The 19,574-nt window shown below is 62.2% G+C and carries 19 protein-coding genes and 1 pseudogene; 5 read left to right on the forward strand and 15 right to left on the reverse strand.

Annotated elements, in window-relative coordinates; genetic code table 11:
- Positions 1–267: 267 nt before the first annotated feature.
- The 6 genes from GFM02_RS32910 to GFM02_RS32935 are packed head-to-tail and all read right to left on the reverse strand — an operon-like array spanning position 268 to position 7,499.
- A complete protein-coding gene (locus tag GFM02_RS32910) occupies positions 268–1,557 on the reverse strand; it encodes an amidohydrolase family protein (RefSeq protein WP_168324021.1) in 1,290 nt (429 codons plus the stop codon).
- 25 nt (positions 1,558–1,582) lie between these two features.
- Positions 1,583–2,527, reverse strand: coding sequence for an ABC transporter permease (locus tag GFM02_RS32915; protein WP_168259515.1), 945 nt, complete (start codon positions 2,525–2,527; stop codon positions 1,583–1,585).
- Positions 2,524–3,573 carry an ABC transporter permease gene (locus tag GFM02_RS32920; protein WP_168324022.1) on the reverse strand — a complete coding sequence of 350 codons (1,050 nt, stop codon included), beginning with the start codon at positions 3,571–3,573 and terminating at the stop codon, positions 2,524–2,526. The genes GFM02_RS32915 and GFM02_RS32920 overlap by 4 nt, the downstream gene beginning before the upstream one ends.
- On the reverse strand, positions 3,563–5,095 hold the full coding sequence (locus tag GFM02_RS32925) for an ABC transporter ATP-binding protein (RefSeq protein WP_168324023.1): 1,533 nt from the start codon (positions 5,093–5,095) through the stop codon (positions 3,563–3,565). The genes GFM02_RS32920 and GFM02_RS32925 overlap by 11 nt, the downstream gene beginning before the upstream one ends.
- Positions 5,092–6,504 carry an amidase gene (locus tag GFM02_RS32930; RefSeq protein WP_168324024.1) on the reverse strand — a complete coding sequence of 471 codons (1,413 nt, stop codon included), beginning with the start codon at positions 6,502–6,504 and terminating at the stop codon, positions 5,092–5,094. The genes GFM02_RS32925 and GFM02_RS32930 overlap by 4 nt, the downstream gene beginning before the upstream one ends.
- A gap of 8 nt (positions 6,505–6,512) precedes the next feature.
- Positions 6,513–7,499 carry a BMP family protein gene (locus GFM02_RS32935; RefSeq protein ID WP_168324025.1) on the reverse strand — a complete coding sequence of 329 codons (987 nt, stop codon included), beginning with the start codon at positions 7,497–7,499 and terminating at the stop codon, positions 6,513–6,515.
- Between the two features lie 217 nt (positions 7,500–7,716).
- Between GFM02_RS32935 and GFM02_RS32940 the strand changes: the two genes are divergently transcribed.
- Genes GFM02_RS32940 through GFM02_RS32950 form a run of 3 tightly spaced genes read left to right on the forward strand, consistent with a single transcriptional unit; the run spans position 7,717 to position 9,889 of the window.
- Entirely contained in the window at positions 7,717–8,346 is a 630-nt protein-coding gene (locus tag GFM02_RS32940) for a CDP-alcohol phosphatidyltransferase family protein (RefSeq protein ID WP_168303678.1), read from the forward strand.
- Positions 8,343–8,963 (forward strand): lysophospholipid acyltransferase family protein, encoded by a 621-nt coding sequence (locus GFM02_RS32945; RefSeq protein ID WP_168272287.1) that lies wholly within the window; start codon positions 8,343–8,345, stop codon positions 8,961–8,963. The genes GFM02_RS32940 and GFM02_RS32945 overlap by 4 nt, the downstream gene beginning before the upstream one ends.
- The gene (locus GFM02_RS32950; protein WP_168272286.1) at positions 8,960–9,889 is read left to right on the forward strand and encodes a phosphatidate cytidylyltransferase; all 930 of its coding nucleotides are present in this window, start codon (positions 8,960–8,962) and stop codon (positions 9,887–9,889) included. The genes GFM02_RS32945 and GFM02_RS32950 overlap by 4 nt, the downstream gene beginning before the upstream one ends.
- Before the next feature lie 13 nt (positions 9,890–9,902).
- On the opposite strand, the gene GFM02_RS32955 is transcribed toward GFM02_RS32950, so the two are convergent.
- The 3 genes from GFM02_RS32955 to GFM02_RS32965 all read right to left on the reverse strand — a co-directional run bounded on the left by GFM02_RS32955 (position 9,903) and on the right by GFM02_RS32965 (position 11,739).
- Positions 9,903–10,226: a chaperone modulator CbpM gene (locus tag GFM02_RS32955; RefSeq protein WP_026264673.1), complete on the reverse strand. Its 324-nt coding sequence runs from the start codon at positions 10,224–10,226 to the stop codon at positions 9,903–9,905.
- Positions 10,227–10,228: 2 nt separating this feature from the next.
- Positions 10,229–11,143 (reverse strand): DnaJ C-terminal domain-containing protein, encoded by a 915-nt coding sequence (locus tag GFM02_RS32960; RefSeq protein WP_168272285.1) that lies wholly within the window; start codon positions 11,141–11,143, stop codon positions 10,229–10,231.
- Between the two features lie 128 nt (positions 11,144–11,271).
- The gene (locus tag GFM02_RS32965; protein WP_168272284.1) at positions 11,272–11,739 is read right to left on the reverse strand and encodes a universal stress protein; all 468 of its coding nucleotides are present in this window, start codon (positions 11,737–11,739) and stop codon (positions 11,272–11,274) included.
- Between the two features lie 160 nt (positions 11,740–11,899).
- Between GFM02_RS32965 and GFM02_RS32970 the strand changes: the two are divergent.
- Positions 11,900–12,801 (forward strand): annotated as a pseudogene (locus GFM02_RS32970) (DUF1932 domain-containing protein).
- 31 nt (positions 12,802–12,832) lie between these two features.
- Here GFM02_RS32970 and GFM02_RS32975 read toward each other — a convergent pair.
- Both GFM02_RS32975 and GFM02_RS32980 read right to left on the reverse strand, forming a co-directional pair.
- Positions 12,833–13,123, reverse strand: coding sequence for a type II toxin-antitoxin system RelE/ParE family toxin (locus GFM02_RS32975; RefSeq protein ID WP_168272283.1), 291 nt, complete (start codon positions 13,121–13,123; stop codon positions 12,833–12,835).
- Positions 13,120–13,368 carry a type II toxin-antitoxin system ParD family antitoxin gene (locus GFM02_RS32980; protein WP_072642369.1) on the reverse strand — a complete coding sequence of 83 codons (249 nt, stop codon included), beginning with the start codon at positions 13,366–13,368 and terminating at the stop codon, positions 13,120–13,122. Before GFM02_RS32980 ends, GFM02_RS32975 begins: the two co-directional genes overlap by 4 nt.
- 215 nt (positions 13,369–13,583) lie before the next feature.
- Here GFM02_RS32980 and yghU point away from each other — a divergent pair, with 215 nt between their 5' ends.
- The gene (gene yghU, locus GFM02_RS32985; protein WP_168272282.1) at positions 13,584–14,459 is read left to right on the forward strand and encodes a glutathione-dependent disulfide-bond oxidoreductase; all 876 of its coding nucleotides are present in this window, start codon (positions 13,584–13,586) and stop codon (positions 14,457–14,459) included.
- 84 nt (positions 14,460–14,543) lie between these two features.
- Here yghU and GFM02_RS32990 read toward each other — a convergent pair whose 3' ends face one another.
- The 4 genes from GFM02_RS32990 to GFM02_RS33005 are packed head-to-tail and all read right to left on the reverse strand — an operon-like array spanning position 14,544 to position 19,570.
- Positions 14,544–16,058, reverse strand: coding sequence for an ABC transporter substrate-binding protein (locus tag GFM02_RS32990; RefSeq protein WP_168272281.1), 1,515 nt, complete (start codon positions 16,056–16,058; stop codon positions 14,544–14,546).
- 19 nt (positions 16,059–16,077) lie between these two features.
- A complete protein-coding gene (locus tag GFM02_RS32995; RefSeq protein ID WP_168324026.1) occupies positions 16,078–17,787 on the reverse strand; it encodes a dipeptide ABC transporter ATP-binding protein in 1,710 nt (569 codons plus the stop codon).
- Positions 17,784–18,635: an ABC transporter permease gene (locus GFM02_RS33000; protein ID WP_168272279.1), complete on the reverse strand. Its 852-nt coding sequence runs from the start codon at positions 18,633–18,635 to the stop codon at positions 17,784–17,786. The genes GFM02_RS32995 and GFM02_RS33000 overlap by 4 nt, the downstream gene beginning before the upstream one ends.
- Positions 18,632–19,570, reverse strand: coding sequence for an ABC transporter permease (locus GFM02_RS33005; RefSeq protein WP_168272278.1), 939 nt, complete (start codon positions 19,568–19,570; stop codon positions 18,632–18,634). Before GFM02_RS33005 ends, GFM02_RS33000 begins: the two co-directional genes overlap by 4 nt.
- Positions 19,571–19,574: the final 4 nt, after the last annotated feature.

Consider the following 19,574-nt stretch of genomic DNA (forward strand, 5'->3'; position numbering starts at 1 on the left):
CAGATCATGAAAGACGCTATTGTCGTGCCGCACGGTGTTGCTCCTCTTTCGTGTCCGGGAACGTCGCCAAACGCTCGAACATGAGTAGAATCAACACCGTGCACCATGTCCACTAAATTTAAACCGGACAGCAGTGGGACAAGCCCGAGCATGACGGAAGAGGAGCTGGCCGCCCATGTCAGCAGTCTGGCGGGTTTCAGCTTGCGGCCCCATTTTGCTGACTCCGATCTATAGCTGCTCGGTAAGCCGGAAAGCTTCCGCCGCACCTCAATACCGAGGCACGTAATCCAACCCGCCGTCGATCCGTGCCGGCCGCCCGTGCAGAAAGAGTTCGCCGATGCGCGGCGCCGAGCGGGCGATAATCTTGCCGCGGCGGATCACCGCCAGTCGGTTCGGCTTCAGCCGCAGCGCTTCCAGCGTGTCACTCGCCTGGAGGATGACGAGGTCGGCATTGCATCCCCTTTCGAGACCATAGCCTGCAAGCCCCATCGTTTTTGCCGAATTGACGGTCAGTGCGTCGAAGATCCTCTTCTTGTCCTCGATGCCGGCCATCTGCGCGACATGGATAGCCATATGGCCGACCTCCAGCATGTCACCCGATCCCATCGAATACCAGGGATCCATGACGCAATCATGCCCGAAGGAAACATTGAGCCCGGCATCCATCAATTCGCGCACGCGAGTCATGCCGCGGCGCTTCGGATAGGTGTCGTGCCGGCCCTGCAGCATGATGTTGATCAGCGGATTGGGAATGACGTTGATCTCGGCCTCCGCCATCAGCGGAATGAGCTTGGAAACGTAGTAGTTGTCCATCGAGTGCATCGAGGTCAGATGCGAGCCGGCGACACGCCCCTGCAAGCCGAAGCGGATGGTTTCCGCAGCCAGCGTTTCGATATGGCGCGAAAGCGGATCGTCGGTTTCGTCGCAATGGATATCGACCGGCAGGCCGCGATCGGCGGCGATGCGGCAGAGAGCCTCGACCGACGCCGTACCTTCACCCATCGTCCGTTCGAAATGCGGAATGCCGCCGACGATATCGACGCCCATGTCGAGAGCGCGGTTGAGCGCGTCGATCGCGCCCGGCGAGCGGTAATAACCATCCTGGGGGAAGGCGACCAGCTGCAGATCGATATAGGGCGCGACCTTCTCGCGAACCTCGATCATCGCCTCGACGGTCACAAGCCTCGGATCACTGGTATCGACATGGCTGCGAATGAAGAGCAGGCCCTGCGTCACCGCCAAATCGCAGTAGCGCAACGCACGATCGACCAGTTCCTCCTTCGTCACGATCGGGCGCAACTCTCCCCAGAGGGCAATGCCCTCGAGCAGCGTGCCGGATACGTTCATGCGCGGCAGGCCGAGCGACAGGGTAGCGTCCATGTGGAAATGCGGATCGACGAAGGGTGGGCAGGCCAGCCGGCCGGTTGCGTCGACCTCTTCTTGCGCCTGCGCCTGGAGGTTAGGCTCGACAGCGATGATCTTGCCGCCCTGGATGCCGATATCGATGCCGGTTCGGCCATCGGCGAGATTTGCATTTCTGACGATCAGATCGAACATCGGAGCCTCATTGGACAGAAGTGGTTCAGCGTTCGCCGCGGCGATAGGGCTGCATCAGTGCCTGCGGAACACGGGCGCGGCGGGCCATGACGGCAAGGGCGGCAATGGAAAGGATATAGGGCGTCATCAGAAAGAGCTGATAGGGCACGAGCCCGCTCAGCGCGGTTTGCAGCCGAAGCTGAAAGGCATCGAAGAAGGCGAAGAGCAGAGCGCCGAAAAGCGCGCGGCCCGGCCGCCAGGAGGCGAAGACGACGAGCGCGATGCAGATCCAGCCACGCCCCTGCACCATGGTGGGGAAGAAGCTGTTGAACGCCGACAATGTCAGGAAGGCGCCGCCCATTCCCATCAGCGCGCTTCCCATGATGACGGCGCCATAACGCACCTTCATCGGATTGACGCCCTGGGCTTCCGCCGCATGCGGGTTCTCGCCGGTCATGCGGATTGCAAGGCCGACGGGCGTGCGGAAGATGATGTAGGCCATCAGCAGTGCGATCATGATCGCGAGATAGGTCGGCGCCGTCTGCGTGAAGAAGGCTGGCCCGATGAACGGCAATGTCGAGAGACCAGGAATGGCGATCGGCTGGAACGGCACGATGGTGGGTGGGGTATTGGCAAGTGGCACGATGAGCCGGAAGACATAATAGCTGAAGCTGGAGGCAAACAGCGTGACGCCGAGACCGGAGACATGCTGGGAGAGACCGAGCGTCACCGTCAGGCCTGCATGCAGCAGACCGAAGACGCCGCCGGCCAGCGCCGCAATCAGCAGGCCGGTCCAGAGATCGGCGCCGTGATAGACGGAAAGCCAGCCGATCATCGCACCGAAGGTCATGATGCCTTCAATGCCGAGATTGAGCACACCGGCCCGTTCGCAGAGCAAAGCGCCGAGCGTGCCGAAAATCAGCGGCGTGGCGATCCGCAGGATTGCCGCCCAGAGCCCGGCGGAAGCGATGATGTCGAACAGCTGCATCATCGCCGGATCCTGTATTGGGTGAAGAACAAGGCAATCAGCATCGTCAGCAGCGACAGCGCCACCGTAACGTCGGCGATATAGGTCGGTATGCCGAGGCCGCGGCTCATGCCGTCCGCACCCACGAACATGGTGGCCGTGAAAATGGCGGCGAAGACGACGCCGAGTGGATTGAGGTTGGCGAGCATGGCGACAACAATACCGGCATAGCCGAAGCCCGGCGACAGGTCGGTCGTCACATAACCCTTGACGCCCATGACCTCGATCGCTCCCGCCAACCCTGCAAGCCCGCCCGAAAGACAGGCGACCTTCACCAGCGTTCTGCCGAGTGGGACGCCGGCAAAGACGGCTCCGCCGGGATTGAGGCCCGCAGCGCGCGACTGCATGCCGAACACGGTGCGCGACTGGATGAAATGGACGACGGCGGCCAGAGCGATCGCGATCGCAAAGCCGATATGCAGGCGCGAGCGGGCGATCAGCTTCGGCAGCATGGCGTGATCGCTGACGGATTGCGACTGCGGCCAGCCGAAGGCCAGCGGATCCTTGAGAACGCCATCGATCAGCATCGAGACGAAGAGCACGGCGATGAAGTTCAAGAGCAGGCTGGTGACGACCTCATCGACCGAGAAGCGCAGCCTGAGCCAGAGCGGGATCAGGATCAGCACCATGCCGGCAATGGCGCCGACCAGCAGCAGCATCGGAATGAGGATAGGGGCGGGAAGATTGCCGAGCAGTTTCGAGCTTGCCGCCGCAACGGCGATGGCGCCGAGATAGAACTGGCCCTCGGCGCCGATATTCCAAAGCCGCGCCCGGAAAGCGACGGCGACAGCAAGCCCCGTCAGCATCAGCGGCGTTGCCCGCGTCAGCGTTTCGGTCGCCGACAGCCGCGAGCCGAAAGCACCGGTCAGGATGCGCCAATAGGCATCGAGCACTGGCGCGCCGGCGATTGATATCAGGATGCCCGAAAGCGCCAGCGCTGCGATCACCGCGATCACAGGCGTGACGATCAGCAGGTAAAGCGGACGGTGCTCGCGGCGCTCAAATCGCATGGCCGGCCTCTGGGCTTTCCTGCCATTCGCCGGCCATCATCAATCCCAGCCTGCGGGCATCGGTGCCTTCGGCCTCGACGGGCGGTGACAGGCGGCCGCCGACGATTGCCTGTATGCGATCGGCAAGCGCGATCACCTCGTCGAGGTCCTCCGAGATCAGCAGCACTGCGGTACCCTGCCGGCGGGCTTCGAGCAGGCGTGCGTGCACGGCGGCCACCGCCCCTTCATCGAGGCCACGCGCCGGCTGCGCCGCGATCAGGATGCGCGGCCGCCGATGCAAGTTGCGGCCGAGAATGAGCTTTTGCATATTGCCGCCGGAGAGCAGGCGGGTGCGGATGGCCGGCCCGCCGCCACGGACATCGAAGCCGTCGATAATTTCGCTCGCGAAGGCCATGCCCGCCTTGCGGTTGACGAGACCATGGCGCGAAAAGGCCGGTGAGGCGATGCGCTCCAGCACGGTGTTTTCCCAGATCGCCATTTCGCCGATCACGCCCTCTTCGTTGCGGTCCTCGGGTATGCGGCCGATGCCGGCGTCGACAACATCCTCGACACTGAGATTGCCGATGGCTTCGCCAAACAGCATGAGATCGCCGGCACTCCGCGCCAGCGTGCCGGAGAGAAGATGCGCCAGCGCCGCCTGGCCATTGCCGGAAACGCCGATGATGCCGAGGATCTCGCCCTGGTGAAGCCGGAAGCTGATCGATTTCAACCGGTCGACGCCGCCGATACGCACCGTCACATCGGCCGCTTCAAGGGCAACGGCACCCGGTGTCGACGGCTCGCGCACGGGCCTGGTCACGCGACGCCCGACCATCAGTTCGGCGAGTTCCGCCTTGCTGGTTTCCGACGCCTTGCGTTCGGCGACCATCTTGCCGCCGCGTAAGACCACGATGCGGTCGGCAGCCGCCATCACCTCGTCGAGCTTGTGCGAGATGAAGATCAGCGACAGGCCCTGGCAGGCCATTTCCCTCAGCGTCGTGAACAGCCGTTCGGCCTCGATATTGGTCAATACCGCCGTCGGCTCGTCGAGGATCAGGATGCGGGCGTCGTTGTAGAGCGCCTTGAGGATCTCGACTCTCTGCTGCTCGCCGACCGACAGGTCGCCAAGGCGGGCATCCGGATCGACCTTGAGGCCGAAGCGCTCGGAAATTGTGAGCAGCTTCTTGCGCGCCGCCGACGTTCCCGAGCGCCAGGACCACAATCTTTCGGTGCCGGTCATGACATTTTCGAGAACGCTCAGATTGGGTGCGAGCGAAAAATGCTGATGCACCATGCCGACACCAGCGCGGATCGCCGCCCGCGGCTTGCCCTGCGGCACCTCCGTGCCCTCGATCAGGATTCGGCCGGCATCCGGCATGTAGTGGCCGAAAAGGATGCTCATCAGCGTGGTCTTACCGGCACCGTTCTCACCGAGCAGGGCCACGACCTCACCCCTTGCAAGCGTCATCGAGATATCGTCATTGGCGAGATTGTCGCCAAAGCGCTTGCTGACGCCGATAATTTCCAGCACAGGCCCGGTCATGACGGCAGTCCCGCGATGGGAAAACGATGCTGCCACCGCCCCTCGGCCTCCAGCCGGGCGGCAAGCGACAGCAGGTGCGGCTCGTGACCCATCGGCGCCATCAGCTGCACCGGCAGCGGCATGGCGTGCTCATCCTGTCCGAAAGGCAGCGTCAAAGCAGGAAAACCCGAAATATTGGCGAGGCAGGCAAGCGGCGCAAATGCCGTCATCCGCTCGAGATGCAAATCCGTGTCGGCATGATCGGACGGAAAGGAGCCGATCGCAAGGGGCGCGGAGGACAGCATCGGCATGAGGATGCAATCGACCCTGTCGAACAGCGCCCAGAGCTTATGGCTCACCAGGACGGCCTCGTTCAGCGTGTTCCAGAGCGATGTGGCCGGAAGTGTCCGCCCGCGCGCCGCAAAGGCCTGCGTCAGAGGCTCGGCCCTGCCTTCATCCAGAGCCGCCGCCTTGATGAGCGCTGCAAGGTTGACGGAGACGATATCGGCGAAGGCACGGCCGCTTGAAGCGACGCTCCACTCGAACTCGGCCCAGCTCAGCGGAACGATTTCGTGTCCGTCGCTTTCGAGCGTACGCGCCGCATTTTCGACGGCTGCGAGCCGATCACCCTCGGTCGGGTAGGCCGACCCGGTATCGGCAAGCAGGCCGATCCGCAAACGACCGTTGTCGCTATCGGCAGGGGAGGGGTCGGGAAAAGGTCCTCGCGAATTGCCGCTCAGCCTGTCGAAAATCAGCGCCGTATCCCGCACTGAGCGGCAAACCGCGAGTTCGCTCGCGATACCGGCCAAGTGGTTGCCGAAGGATGGCCCGCCGGGAATGGCACCGCGCGTCGGCTTCAGTCCGACGAGGCCGCAGCAGGCGGCGGGCACACGGATCGAGCCGCCGGCGTCGGTCGCATGGGCAATCGCGACGATCCCGGCAGCAACCGCTGCTGCCGCCCCGCCGGAGGAGCCGCCCGCGGTTCGTGCCGGATCGAGTGGGTTGCGACAGATCGGTCCGATCGCCGGTTCGCTGGCGAGCGACAGGCCGAATTCCGGGCTCGTCGTCAGGCCGAACAGGCAAAAGCCAGCGTCGCGGAAACGGGCAGCCAGATCGGAATCCGCTTCGCCGCCTTTTCTTTCGAAGAGACGGGAGCCGGCCGTTACCGGCAGCCCGGCAAAGGGGCCGCCAAGATCCTTCGCCAAGGTCGGCACGCCGGCAAAGGGCCTGGCGGCAAAGCGATCGGGCGCGCTCCGCCGCTCACTGTCGCTGTCGTCGGCCGAAGCGAGGCCCATGGCGGCATCGAGATAGGCGATGGCGCCGAGCGGCTCCTGCAGCACGGCTGCCTCAAGAGAAGCCTGCATCGCCTCCGCAGCGCTCAGGCTGCCATGCCTGATCGCTGCCGCCAGATCCGTCGCATCGCCACGCATCAGCCGAATTACTTCGGCTCGTCCATCATCTTCGGAACTTCGAAGGTGCCGGCCTTGATTTCCGCCCGCTTGGCTTCCATCGCAGCCTCCGCATCGGCGGGCGCGACACCCTTCACGAAGACGATATCGCTGCCGCCTTCCTTCATCAGGCCGTAGGACGTGTAGTTCCTGCCGACCGGTTTTCCGGCAGCGACATCGGCGATCGCAGCGTCCAGGATCGGCCGGAAATACCACATGGCGTTGGCAAACACCGTATCGGGATAACGCGGTGTGTAGTCGATCAGCGAGCCGACCGACTTGATGCCGCGCTCCTTGGCGGCATCGGCAGTGCCGATGCGCTCGCCGAACAGGATATCGGCGCCGGCGTCGATCTGGGCAAGACCGGCCTCGCGGGCCTTCGGCGGATCGAAGAAGGTGCCGATGAACGAGACGAGGTGTTTTGCATCCGGGTTGACGGCCTTGACGCCCGCCGCGAACGCATTGATCAGCATGTTGACCTCGGGGATCGGAATGGCGCCGACCGACCCGACGACATTCGACTTGGTCATCTTGCCCGCCAGCATGCCGGCGAGATAGGCGCCGTCATGGTTCCAGGTGCCGAAGACGCCGAAATTGTCGCCGGCCTGCTCGCCGCTCGAACCGAGCACGAAAGCGGTGTCGGGATAGTCGGTCGCGACCTGCCGGGCCTCTTTCTCCACCGCATAGGCCTCGCCGATGATCAGCTTGTTGCCCTGTTCGGCATATTCGCGCATGGCGCGCGGATAATCGGTGCCGGAGACTCCTTCGGAGAAGACATATTCGATCACGCCTTCCTTGGCCGCGTCCTGCAGGGCCTTGTGCAGACAGGAGTTCCAGGCATTTTCGACCGGCGACGCATGAATGCCGGCAACCTTCAGCGGCGCAGCCGCCCTTGCCAGCGGGGCAAAGCCGCTGACCCCAAGCGCAATGCCGGACGCGATCACTGCCCGGCGTGAAATCAGGATATCTTTGGTCATTGATTGTTCCCCTTTTTTTACCATTTGGTTCAAAAATCATAGTAGCGCCCAAAAATGTGTCAAGCAGCGAACAGGCTTAAAAATCAGTCTGTTCGACCCATGCTCGCTGCCGGCTCATCGAAGCGCGGAGGCGATGGGCTGAATTTACAAGGTGTTATGTCTTGGCGTGACGATGTCGGCAGGATATGCAAGGAATATTGGGGTTGGGGGACATGAAATGGGTGAAGAAGAGGGCGCCTCGCGGCGACCGATCGCGAGCCGGTCGTCGTCCTGGGCCATCGGCCTCAGCGCATGGCTGGCGCGCAGCGGCGCGACACCGAACGGCATTTCGCTTTTATCGGTCGTATTCGCGGGTATAGGCGCAGCGCTCATCGTTTTCACATCACATCCGATTGCCATGGTTTGTGCCGCGATCTCAGTGCAACTGCGGCTCGTCTGCAATCTGCTGGACGGAATGGTCGCGATCGAAGGCGGCAAGAAAACCAAGAGCGGGCCGCTCTACAACGAATTCCCCGACCGGGTCGCCGACAGCCTGTTTCTCGTCGCGGCCGGCTATGCCTGCGGCTTTGGCTGGCTCGGCTGGCTGGCTGCGCTGCTCGCCGCACTCACCGCCTATATCAGGGTCTTTGGAGGATCGGTCGGTCTTCCCCAGGACTTCAGCGGCATCATGGCCAAGCAGCGCCGCATGGCGGTGCTGACGGCGGGCCTCCTCGCCCAGAGCGTCGAGACGCTGGTATCAGACAGCCACTGGTCGCTGATCCTGGCATCCGCGGTCATCGCCGCCGGCAGCCTTGTCACCTGCATCACACGCACGATAACGCTTGCCCGTTCCCTGGAGAGACTATGATCGCGCTCATCCGTCGCCTTCTCGTGCTGTTCGTCCGTATCCTGGTCGGCGCCCGAAGCGAGTGGCGCGGCTGTGCGCCCGATCCCAGCCGCCGCATCTATTTCGCCAATCACAACAGCCATATCGATACCGTCGCCGTCATGGCGGCCCTGCCATATCAGGTGCGCCGGATGACCCATCCGGTTGCGGCGCGCGATTATTGGGGAACGACCGCCTTTCGCCGTTTCATCGCGGAGAAAGGCCTGCGTGCCGTCCTGATAGACCGCAAGCCTCCGCCGGACAGCGATCCGCTGGCTCCGGTAGAGCGTCTGCTCGAGGAGGGACATTCGATCCTGATTTTTCCTGAGGGAACGAGAAGCACCACCGATGAGATCGCCCCGTTCCGCAGCGGCATCTATCGCCTCGCCTGCCGTTTTCCGGATGTCGATCTCGTGCCGATCCATCTCGACAACCTCCAGCGCATCCTGCCGAAGGGAAGCATGCTGATCGTCCCGATCACCTGCACGGCGCGCTTCGGCAAGCCGCTCCGCGTCGAACCAGGCGAGGAAAAGACCGAATTCCTGGCCCGTGCCCGTGCCGCGGTCATTGAGCTCGCAGATGGGGGGCATGCCGCATGACCAGCCTGTTCTCCATCGTGCTGGCCGCCATCCTCGGTCTGCTTGCCGTCGCCTCGGCCATCGGTTTTATCCTTCAGCGGCGCGCGACCGAACCCGGTTCAGTCGCCACCGTCCAAAACCTCAACGCCCGCATCCGCTCCTGGTGGATCATGGTCGCGGTGTTCGGCGGCGCGATCCTGCTCGGCGACACGGCGACGGTCATCCTGTTCGCATTCCTGTCCTTTATGGCGCTTCGCGAATTCTGGACGCTAACACCATCGCGGCGCGGCGATCACCTGGCGCTTTTCCTGTCCTTCTTCGTTGTGCTGCCGCTGCATTACGTCCTGCTCGGAACGGAGTGGTACGGCCTGTTTGCGATCTTCATTCCGGTCTATGCCTTCCTGATCCTGCCGGCGGTGGCGACCTTGACGGGTGACGTCAACGAATTCCTTGCCCGCAGCGCCAGGGTGCAATGGGGATTGATGCTGACGGTCTATTCGATCAGCCACGCTCCCGCCCTGCTCATGCTGGAGACCGGCACGCCGTCGGCACTTCTCCTCGTCTATCTGGTCGTGGTCGTACAACTCAGCGACGTCTTCCAGTATGTCTGGGGCAAGCTCCTTGGAAAGCACCGTTTCTCGCCGAATATCAGCCCGTCGAAGACGATCGAAGGGCTGGTCGGAGGCGGCGCCTCGGCCATCCTCGTCGGAACACTGCTTTATCGGCTGACGCCGTTTTCGCCGCTGCAGGCCGCGGCCGTCAGCACGGTCATCGTCGTCGCGGGCTTCTTCGGCGGCTTCGTGCTCTCGGCCATCAAGCGCGATCTCAATGCCAAGGATTGGGGCTATGTGATCGAAGGCCATGGCGGCGTGCTCGACCGCCTGGACTCCATCACCTTCGCCGCGCCGCTGTTCTTCCACATCGTCCGCTATTGGTTCACCACATAGAAGCTGGTTGTGGCTAAAACCGGTCGATCTCCTCGAGGCTCTCGAACAGCCGGCGCTGAACATCCTGCTCCTGCTTGCCGATGGCGGTCATCAGCTTGCCCATCGTTCCCCGCAGGCCGTGCAACTCGTCGACCAGCTCCATGACAATATCGACCCCGGCTTCGTTGACACCCATGTTTCCCATGAGGTCCAGGATCAGCCGGGCGCGTGCGACATCGGCGTCGCGAAATTGCCTTTTGCCGCCTGATGTCTCCGGGATCAGCCAACCCTGTTCGATCCAGAAGTCGAGCTGGACGATGTCGATTTTCAAGTAAAGACGGAATTCGAGATCATCCATGATCAAGCCTCCATGTTCTTTCTCGGATCGTAGGGGTTTGCCGTCGCCCATTCCTTCATGAAGGCCGTCAGCCGCTCATCCGAGGCGTCGGGCAGCACGATCTTCAGCGAGATGTAGACGTCGCCGTGTCCGCCGCCGCGTTTTGCGACACCTTTGCTCTTGAGACGCAGGACCTTGCCCGTGTTCGAATGAGGCGGCAGTGTCAGATTGACCGGTCCCGATGGCGTCGGCACCCGAACCTTGCCACCAAGCACGGCCTCACTGAGGGAGATCGGCAGTTCAAGGCGGATATCGTCGCCGTCACGCGTAAAGAAGCGGTGCGGGCGCACACGGATTTCGATCAGGGCATCGCCCACCGGCCCACCGCCGATGCCCGGCTCGCCCTTGCCGCGCAGTCGCAAGGTCTGGCCGTCGCGCGTCCCCGGCGGGATCTGTACGTCGAGTGCCGGACCATTCGGCATCTTGACCTCCGTCCTGGTGCCGTTGACGGCCTCGAGAAAGTCGACCTCCATGGAAAATTGCCGGTCACGGCCACGACCACGGGTCTGGCCGCCGCCGGCACGACGTGAAAAGAAGCTGGCGAAGATATCGTCGGCATCGCTGAAATCGGCAAAGCCGGCGCTGTTGTGGTAGGGATCGCCAGGCCCGCTCTTCGACGCGTAGTCGCGGTAATAATTGCGCTGCGCCCGCTCGGCGCCCGTTATATCGATCTCGCCGCGGTCAAAGCGTCCGCGTTTTTCCTCATCGCTCAATATCTCGTAGGCCGTTGAAATTTGCTTGAACCGTTCCTCAGCTTTTTTGTCGCCGGGATTAAGGTCGGGGTGAAGTTTCTTGGCGAGCTTGCGGAACGCGCTTTGAATATCCTTTTGCGTTGCATCGCGTTTCACGCCCAGAAGCTCGTAGGGGTCCTGGCTCATACATGTCTCCGGTCGGGCAGCGAATACTGCTGGTTGGCTTGGCAATGATATAGGTTGTCGAGCCGCCGCCGGGGAGGGGGAGGCCGGCCGCTATGATCGACGTCAATCCGACACTAGCCAGAGCTTACTTAGAACAACGCCGCGTCTTCCACTGGGGACGCCGAGCCTTCCTGCGCGTGATCGGGGCGCCGGTCGATAAGAACCGAGCACCCGGCATGGCGAACGACCTTATCGACGATCGAGGAGAAGACGTAGTCGGTGATATCGGTCACATGGGATGAAACCAGGATAAGGTCGGCCGATTTCTCCCTTGCCCTGGAGACGAGCAGGGAGGCGGCAACGCCGATACGAACCTCGATCATCGCCGGAATTCCCAGCTCCTTGCAGAGCGATGCCAGTTTCTTTTCGGCGTCGACGATGGCGGTCGTTTCGAACTCCTCGGGAAGCTCCGTCAGGTGACGGCGGGGGATATTCTCGATGACGTGCATGACGACGATGCTTCCGCCTTCGTCCATCAGCGCAGCAGCCCGGCGCAGAAGGCGGCAGGCCGTTTGGCGGGGACCCATGCCGATGCCGCAGATGATTGTCCGATACATTTGAAATCCATATCCTCGAATGCGAATGATAGCACCGATCATACCGGTGTCGACCGTCCCGGCATTGACGAATATCAAGAAAAGGTGCCGCAACGGCAGCGCGCACGAAGCTGCCAGCTCTTTGGAACGAACCTCGGGCTGAATCGTCGCAGTTGACGATATGGCCATCGGCAACAGTTCTAACCCGATGGCGTCATTGATTGAGGTTCACATGCCGAATTTTGCGATAATCGGATCAGGCGCAATGGGAAGTGCCATCGCCAGACGGCTGATCGACCATGGCGCTGCGGTGCTGACCTATCTCGAGGGCAGGAGCGAGCAGACGATAGCGGGGGCAAAGGCAGCCGGCATGGTGCCGGTCGGCCGCCAGGAGCTGACGAAGGCCGAGCTGACCCTGTCGATCGTTCCGCCGGCTGAGGCGATCAAGGTCGCCGACCTCGTCGCGGACATATCGTCGGGGATGCCCGCGCCGCCGCCCTTCATCGACCTCAACGCGATTGCGCCGAAAACGATGCAGGCGCTGGCGGAACGCTTCGAAGGCAGCAGCGTCGAGGTGCTTGACGGTGCGATCATCGGCGGGCCGCCGGTCCCCGGCAAAACAGGTCCGACCATCTATATCAGCGGCGATACCGCTGCGCGAAGCCGGCTGCTCGAGGATCGCGGCCTGCGGATCCGCCGGCTCGACGGACCGCTCGGCGCCGCCTCGGCCCTGAAGATGTGTTATGCCGGCATCAACAAGGGATTTGTCGGCCTTGGCACCGCCATGCTGCTTGCGGCATCGCGTTCCGGTGCTGCCGAGAGCCTGAAGGCGGAGCTCTCCGAAAGCCTTCCCGACGTCGACCGCAAGCTGTCGAGATCCATTCCCGACATGTATCCGAAAGCCTATCGATGGGTTGCCGAAATGCAGGAAATTGCCGATTTCCTAGGAGAAGATGATCCGGCCGCGACCATCTTCCGCGGCATGGCGGACGTCTTTGCCAGGATGGCGACCGACGTGGAGGCAGCCGCATGCTCGTCGGGCAGTTGGACGAGATCATGGCGCGCCCCGACATCGGCAGCTGACCGCAATAGTCAAGCAATCCCCGCAATAGCCTTACAGGTGTTTGGCTACGTCCATTCTTTGATGAAGGATGCGCACGATGATGATCTGGCCCGCATCATTGCTTTTGAAATACAGAAAATGAGAGCCAACAGGGACCTTTCTGTACCCTTTCCGAATATCCAAGGGGCGGCTCATCCGTCTTCCCTCCGCCAGTTCGTGGCAGGCGTCTCTTATGTCCTGGATGTAACGTTCTGCCTGATCGACATTCCAACTCGTCGCCGTGTAATCCCAAATCTTGTCAATATCGGTTTGCGCAGTAGGAGAGAATATGATGCCTGTCATTTCGCCTCGAACGCCGCGCGTTTGCGAGCGTTGAACGCATCGAAATCAAAGGGCGTGGCAGGGCCGGATTCCTCGCCTTCAATCAAGGCGTCCTGTAATGCCTTCACTTTGGCTTCGTGTTCTTCAAGTAGGCGAAGGCCGGCCCGAACAACGTCAGTTGCTGAACCATAGCGGCCAGCCTGAACTTGCGTATCGATGAAGCTGGTGAAATGCTCGCCGAGCGATATGGACGTATTTCTGGCCATGCTGAATCTCCTTTAAGCCAATATACCAATTTTTGGTACATAACAAAACCCAGTCTTCACAGCGTGAATCTGATCCCTGGCCAACTCTGACGATTGCGTGAAACCGCGCCGACACCTGTGACAAAACCTCATCGCCTCTGCTATGTCAGGAAAAATGCGGTGACCAAACCCATTGGCATCGCGATCCTATCTGACCAATGCCAGGAGTTTGAAAGATGAGCGGTTCTCCCGATTATACACCCCCGAAGGTCTGGACCTGGAATAAGGCGAATGGCGGCCATTTCGCCAGCATCAATCGCCCGATCGCCGGACCGACGCATGACAAGGAGCTTCCGATCGGCCGCCATCCGTTGCAGCTCTATTCGCTCGGAACGCCGAACGGCCAGAAGGTCACCATCATGCTCGAGGAACTGCTGGCCCTTGGCCATGAAGGTGCGGAGTATGACGCCTGGCTGATCAGGATCGGCGATGGCGACCAGTTCGGAAGCGGCTTCGTCGCCGTCAATCCCAATTCCAAGATCCCGGCGCTGATGGACCGCAGCGGTCCGAAGCCGATCCGTGTCTTCGAATCCGGTGCGATCCTCACCTATCTCGCCGAAAAATTCGGCGCTTTCCTGCCGACCGAGCCGAGCGCGCGGGCCGAATGCCTGTCTTGGCTGTTCTGGCAGATGGGAAGCGCGCCCTATCTCGGCGGCGGATTCGGCCATTTCTACGCCTATGCGCCGACGAAGATCGAATATGCGATCGACCGCTTCGCCATGGAAGTGAAGCGTCAGCTCGACGTGCTCGATCGTCGCCTTGCCGAAAGCGAATATCTGGCAGGCAGCGAATATACGATCGCCGATATTGCCGTCTGGCCGTGGTATGGCGGGCTGGTGAAGGGCTGGACCTACGGGGCAGCCGAGTTTCTGCAGGTCGAGGACTATAAGAACGTGCTGCGCTGGGCCGACACCATCCACAGCAGGCCGGCCGTGCAACGCGGCCGGATGGTCAACCGCCTCTCCGGCGAGCCCTCGAGCCAGTTGCACGAGCGCCATGACGCCAGCGACTTCGACACCAGGACGCAGGACAAGCTCGCGGCCGCCGAGTAAGCAAGCGGCCCCAGCCACGTGTCGCAGCAACAAATGATGCTCCGCCGCCTTTACGGCGGCGGAGCATTTGCGAGCTGCGCGAACTCAGTTCTTGACCGTGTCTTCCAGGAAGAAGCGGCCGAGCGGGTTCTGATAGAAGTTCTCGATATTCTTGCGCGAGACGTTGATATAGGGGCTGTAATAAAGGTCGATCCAGTTGACGTCGTCCTTGGCCATCTTCTGCAGATCGACATACATCTGTTCGCGCTTCTTCGGGTCGAGCTCGAGGCGCGCCTTGGCAACCAGATCCTTCACCGCCTCGTTCTTATAGTTGGTCAGATAGTTGTTGTTGGAATCGTGGCCGAGGACGAAGGTGGTCTTCTGGTCCGGATCGAGAATGTCATTCGTCCAGTAGTTGACCGAGATGTCGTAGTCACCGGCAACGAGCATGTCCCATTCCTGGCTAGGGTCGACCTTCTGCAGATTGGCAGTGATGCCGGCCTTCTGCAACTGCTGCTGAACCAGCACGGCCGTCTGTTCATCGACTTCGTCGCCGGCGCGGATTAGGTAGTTGAGCGTCAGGTCCGAGGCGCCGGCGGCCGCCAGCAGCTCCTTTGCCTTTTCGGGATCATAAGGCCGCTGCAAATTGTCGGCATAATAATAGAGCGCGCCCTTCGGAACGTAGGAGTTGGCGACCGTGCCCTGGCCGAAGGTGACGGTATCGACGATCGCCTTCTTGTCGATCGCCATATCAAGCGCCTGACGGACTTCCTTCTTGCCGAGCGCGCCATGCGCATGGTTGATCAGCAGATGGTCCTCACGGGTCGAAGCGTCGATACCGACGTTGAGATTCGGGTCCTTCTTCAGCTCCTCGACGCGGGAGAAGGGCACGAAGATCGCCGTATCCAGCTCGCCGGCCTGAACGTTCAGCATGCGGGTATTGTCGTCAGGCACCGAGATCCACTCGACGCCGTCGAGCTTGACGCGGTCGGCTTGCCAGAAATTCGGGTTCTTCTTCAGGATGACGCGGTCACCGCGCCGCCATTCCTCGACCACGAAGGCACCGGATGCGATCGGCTTTTCGCCATAGGCATCGGCGCCTAGCGATTCCATGCCCTTCTTGGAGATGACCGAGGCATTCGGCAGCGCCAGCGTCGAAAGGAACGGCGCGGACTGGTTCTTGAGCTTGATCGTCAGCGTGCGCGCGTCGGTCGCCACGGCCGTGTCGATCACCTTGTAGGAATCGCTCCAGAGCGAGGCGGCGTCATCGCGGATGCGCAGCAGGCTGTAGGCCGCGTCTTCCGCCGTCAGCGGCGAACCGTCGGAGAATTTTGCGTCGCGGATCTTGAACGTGTAGGTCAGCCCGTCATCCGAGACGGTCCAGCTTTCGGCAAGGCCCGGCTCCAGTTTCGTGCCTGTCTTGTCGACGCGGATCAGCACGTCGTAGACGTTGGAGAACACCCAGTTGTCGATGTTCTGCGCGGTCTTGATCGGATCAAATGTCGTCGAATCCTCGCGGCGGCCGATGGTGAGTACACCAGCGGCCTCGGCATAGCTTGCGCTGAGCGTCAGACCGGCGAGCAAGGCTGCAAGCCCGATTGATTTCCACCTGTTTGTCATGAGTTCGTTCCCTTCGTTGTTATGGCATGCGTTTGATTGATTGAATCGGCATCGAATGCGGATCGTCCTTGCCGCCGGCGCCTTGCAGCAGCCGCTTGTCAGGATCGATGTCGGGAATGGCGGCGATCAGCGCCGCGGTATAGGGATGCTTCGGCCGCGCGAAAACCTCTTCGGAGCGGCCTTCCTCGACGATCTCGCCGCGACACATCACGACGACGCGTTCGCAGAGATTGCGGACGATTGCGAGATCATGGGCGATGAAGAGCAGCGTGAGGTTCATCTTCGCCGTGAGCTCGCGGAAGAGCCCGATGATCTGCGCCTGGATGGTGACGTCGAGGGCCGCCACGCATTCGTCGGCGATGATCAGCTTCGGATCGACGGCGAGCGCACGGGCGATCCCGGCGCGCTGGCACTGGCCGCCGCTCATGCTCCGCGGTTTGCGGCCGGCGAATTCGCGTTCGAGGCCGACGAGATCGAGCAGTTCGCCGATTCGAACAGGGATATCGCCCTTGGCGACCTTGCCCTGCACCTTCAGCACCTCGGCCAGCATCTGTCCGATCGTCAGTCTCGGATTGAGCGCATTGTATGGGTCCTGGAAGACCATCGCCGTCTCGCGCCTGAGCTTTGCCAGGCCGGCACTTTTCTGCAGCGCCAGATCGACGCCGTCGAAGGTGACGTGACCCGAGGAAAGCGGGGTGAGGCCGAGCACGGCGCGGGCAAGCGTGCTCTTGCCGCTGCCGGATTCGCCGACGATGCCGACCGTCTCGCCCGGCATGATCTGCAGGCTGACGCCGGCAACGGCGCTGACCGTCTTCGCACCGCCCCTGAGCAGGGCGCCGCCGGCTCTGAAACGCACGTGCAGATCGTCGATTTCAAGCAATGGCCTCGCCGGTTGGCTGGCCGCTGCAAGCTCAAGCAGCGGCGCGGCCGTCTCGCCTGAGATGGAAGGGTGGCTGTTGATCAGGTTGATCGTATAGGGATGCTGCGGCCGCGCCAGGATCGTCCGCTTCGCCCCTTCTTCGATGAGCTTGCCGCCGCGCAGCACGGCGATGCGGTCGCAAGTCTGGGCGACGATACCGAGATCGTGGGTGATCAGAATGATCGACAAGCCGCGCTGGTCGCGGATGTCAATCAACAACCGCAGGATCTGCGCCTGAATGGTCACGTCGAGCGCCGTGGTCGGCTCGTCGGCGATCAGGATCTTCGGATTGCAGGACAGCGCCACGCCGATCATCGCCCGCTGCCGCATGCCGCCGGAAAATTCGTGCGGATAGCTGTCGTACTGGCGCTTCGGATCGGGGAAGCCGACCTGCGCCAGGATTTCCGTCGCCGCGGCGCGAGCCTCGCGGGCGCCGAGGCCCTGGTGATAGCGGATGCCCTCGGCGATCTGATCGCCGATCCGCATGACAGGGTCAAGATGGCTGGTCGGGTTCTGGAAGATCATGCCGATCTCGCCGCCGCGCACTTTCAGCATCTCGCCATCATCGATCCGCATGAGGTCACGCCCTTCGAGCAGCACGCTACCGCTTTCGATCTTCAGCAGCGAGGAGGGCAGCAGGCGCACCAGGCAACGGCAGAACAGGCTCTTGCCCGAGCCGCTCTCGCCGACGAGACCGAGTATCTCGCCCTTGCCGAGGTCGAGCGAGACCGCATCGAGCAGCGTGCGCGGGCCGGTATCGACATGCGCCCTGACGGTGAGATCACGGACGGACAGCACGGAGCCGCTCATTCATGCACCCCCAGCAGTTCGCCGAGCGCGTCGCCCAGCATGCTGAAACCGAAGGCGAGGCAAACGATGGAGAGGCCGGGAAACAAGGTGATCCACCAAGCCGTGGTGATGAAGCTTTGTCCTTCCGCGACCATGACGCCCCATTCGGCGATCGGCGGCTGGACGCCGAGGCCGAGATAGCTGACGGCGGCGCCGCTGAGCAGCACCAGCGTTGCATCGGACATCGAAAAGACGATCGAGCCGGCGATCGCGTTTGGCAAAAGGTGGCGGAACATGATGCGCGGGCGGCTGAAGCCGAGGCTGACGGCGGCAACGGCATAGTCGCTGCCTTTCAGCACCAGCATCTGCGCCCGGATCAACCGCGCATAGGAGACCCAGCCGACCAGCGCCATGGCGATGTAGAAGCTGCCGAGGCCCGGGCCGAGGATCGCGATGATCGACAGCATCAGCACCAGGAAGGGGAAGGCGAGGATGATATCGACGAGGCGCATGAACAGTGCATCGACGATCCCGCCGAAAAAGCCGGCGACCGTGCCGACCGTCGTGCCGATCAGGAAGGGGAAGATGACGCCGATCAGCGCCATCTGCAGGTCGAGGCGAGCGCCCCAGATGACGCGGGAGAGGATATCTCGGCCGAAATTGTCGGTGCCGAAGGGATGTAACAGCGAAGGCGCCTGCAGGCGCACCTCGGCATTCTGCATGATCGGGTCGTAAGGCGCGACGTTGGGCGCACCGATCGCCAGCAGGACGAAGAACAGCAGCAGGCCGGCACTGAACACAAGCATCGGCCGCTGGCCGAAGAACCGGCGCCAGCCGGGGGAGGCGGGGGTGATCGCCTCGATGCTCATAGCTTCACTCTCGGATCGACGGCGACGGTGACGATGTCGGCGATGAAGTTGATGAGCACGGTGGCGCAGGCAAAGACCATGGCGACGCCCTGCACCACCATGTAGTCACGCGAGAAGATCGCCCTGACGAGCAGCTGTCCCATGCCGGGCAGCGCAAAGACGCTCTCGACCACCACCGTGCCGCCGATCAGCCAGCCGATGTTGACAGCAAGCAAATTGATCGTCGGCACAAGCGAATTCGGCAGGACATGCCGCCAGAAGACGATCCTCTCCGGCATGCCGCGGGCACGCGCCGCCGTCGCGACATCCGATTTCAGTTGCTCGATCATCGCTGCCCGCAGGCTGCGCGTCAGCACGGTCGAGAGCGACAGCGCGACCGTCAGGCTCGGCAGCATGAGATGCGACAATTTTTCGCCGATCGTCGCACCATAGCCCGAAACCGGCAGCACGCCGAGCTCAACGCTGAAGAGGATGATCAGCATCAGCCCCAGCCAGAAGGGCGGAAAGCCGATGCCGAAAGTCGAGACGATGCGCACGGCATGATCCGGCGCCCGGCCGGCATTGCGCGCGGCGATCGCCGCCATTGGCACCGCGATCAGGACCGAAAGCACGACGCTGGAGACGACGAGTGCAAGCGTCGGCTCGATACGAGTGACGATCAGCTTCAGCACGTCGATCTTGTAGAGGATCGACTTGCCCATCTCGCCATTGGCAAGGTTCTTGAGGAAATAGACATATTGCAGCCACATCGGCTGATCGAGCCCGTACTGGGCGCGGATGCTGGCCAGTGCTGCCGGCGTCGCGCGCGTGCCGAGGATATTGCGCGCCGGATCGCCAGGGATCAATCGGACCAGAATGAAAGTGATGACGCTGATGCCGAAGATGACGGGCAGGAACTGCAGCGGTCGCGTCAGAACGAATTTATAGCGATGCATGACG

It is taken from the genome of Rhizobium leguminosarum bv. viciae, from assembly GCF_012276115.1.
Taxonomy (GTDB): Bacteria; Pseudomonadota; Alphaproteobacteria; order Rhizobiales; family Rhizobiaceae; genus Rhizobium; species Rhizobium leguminosarum_T.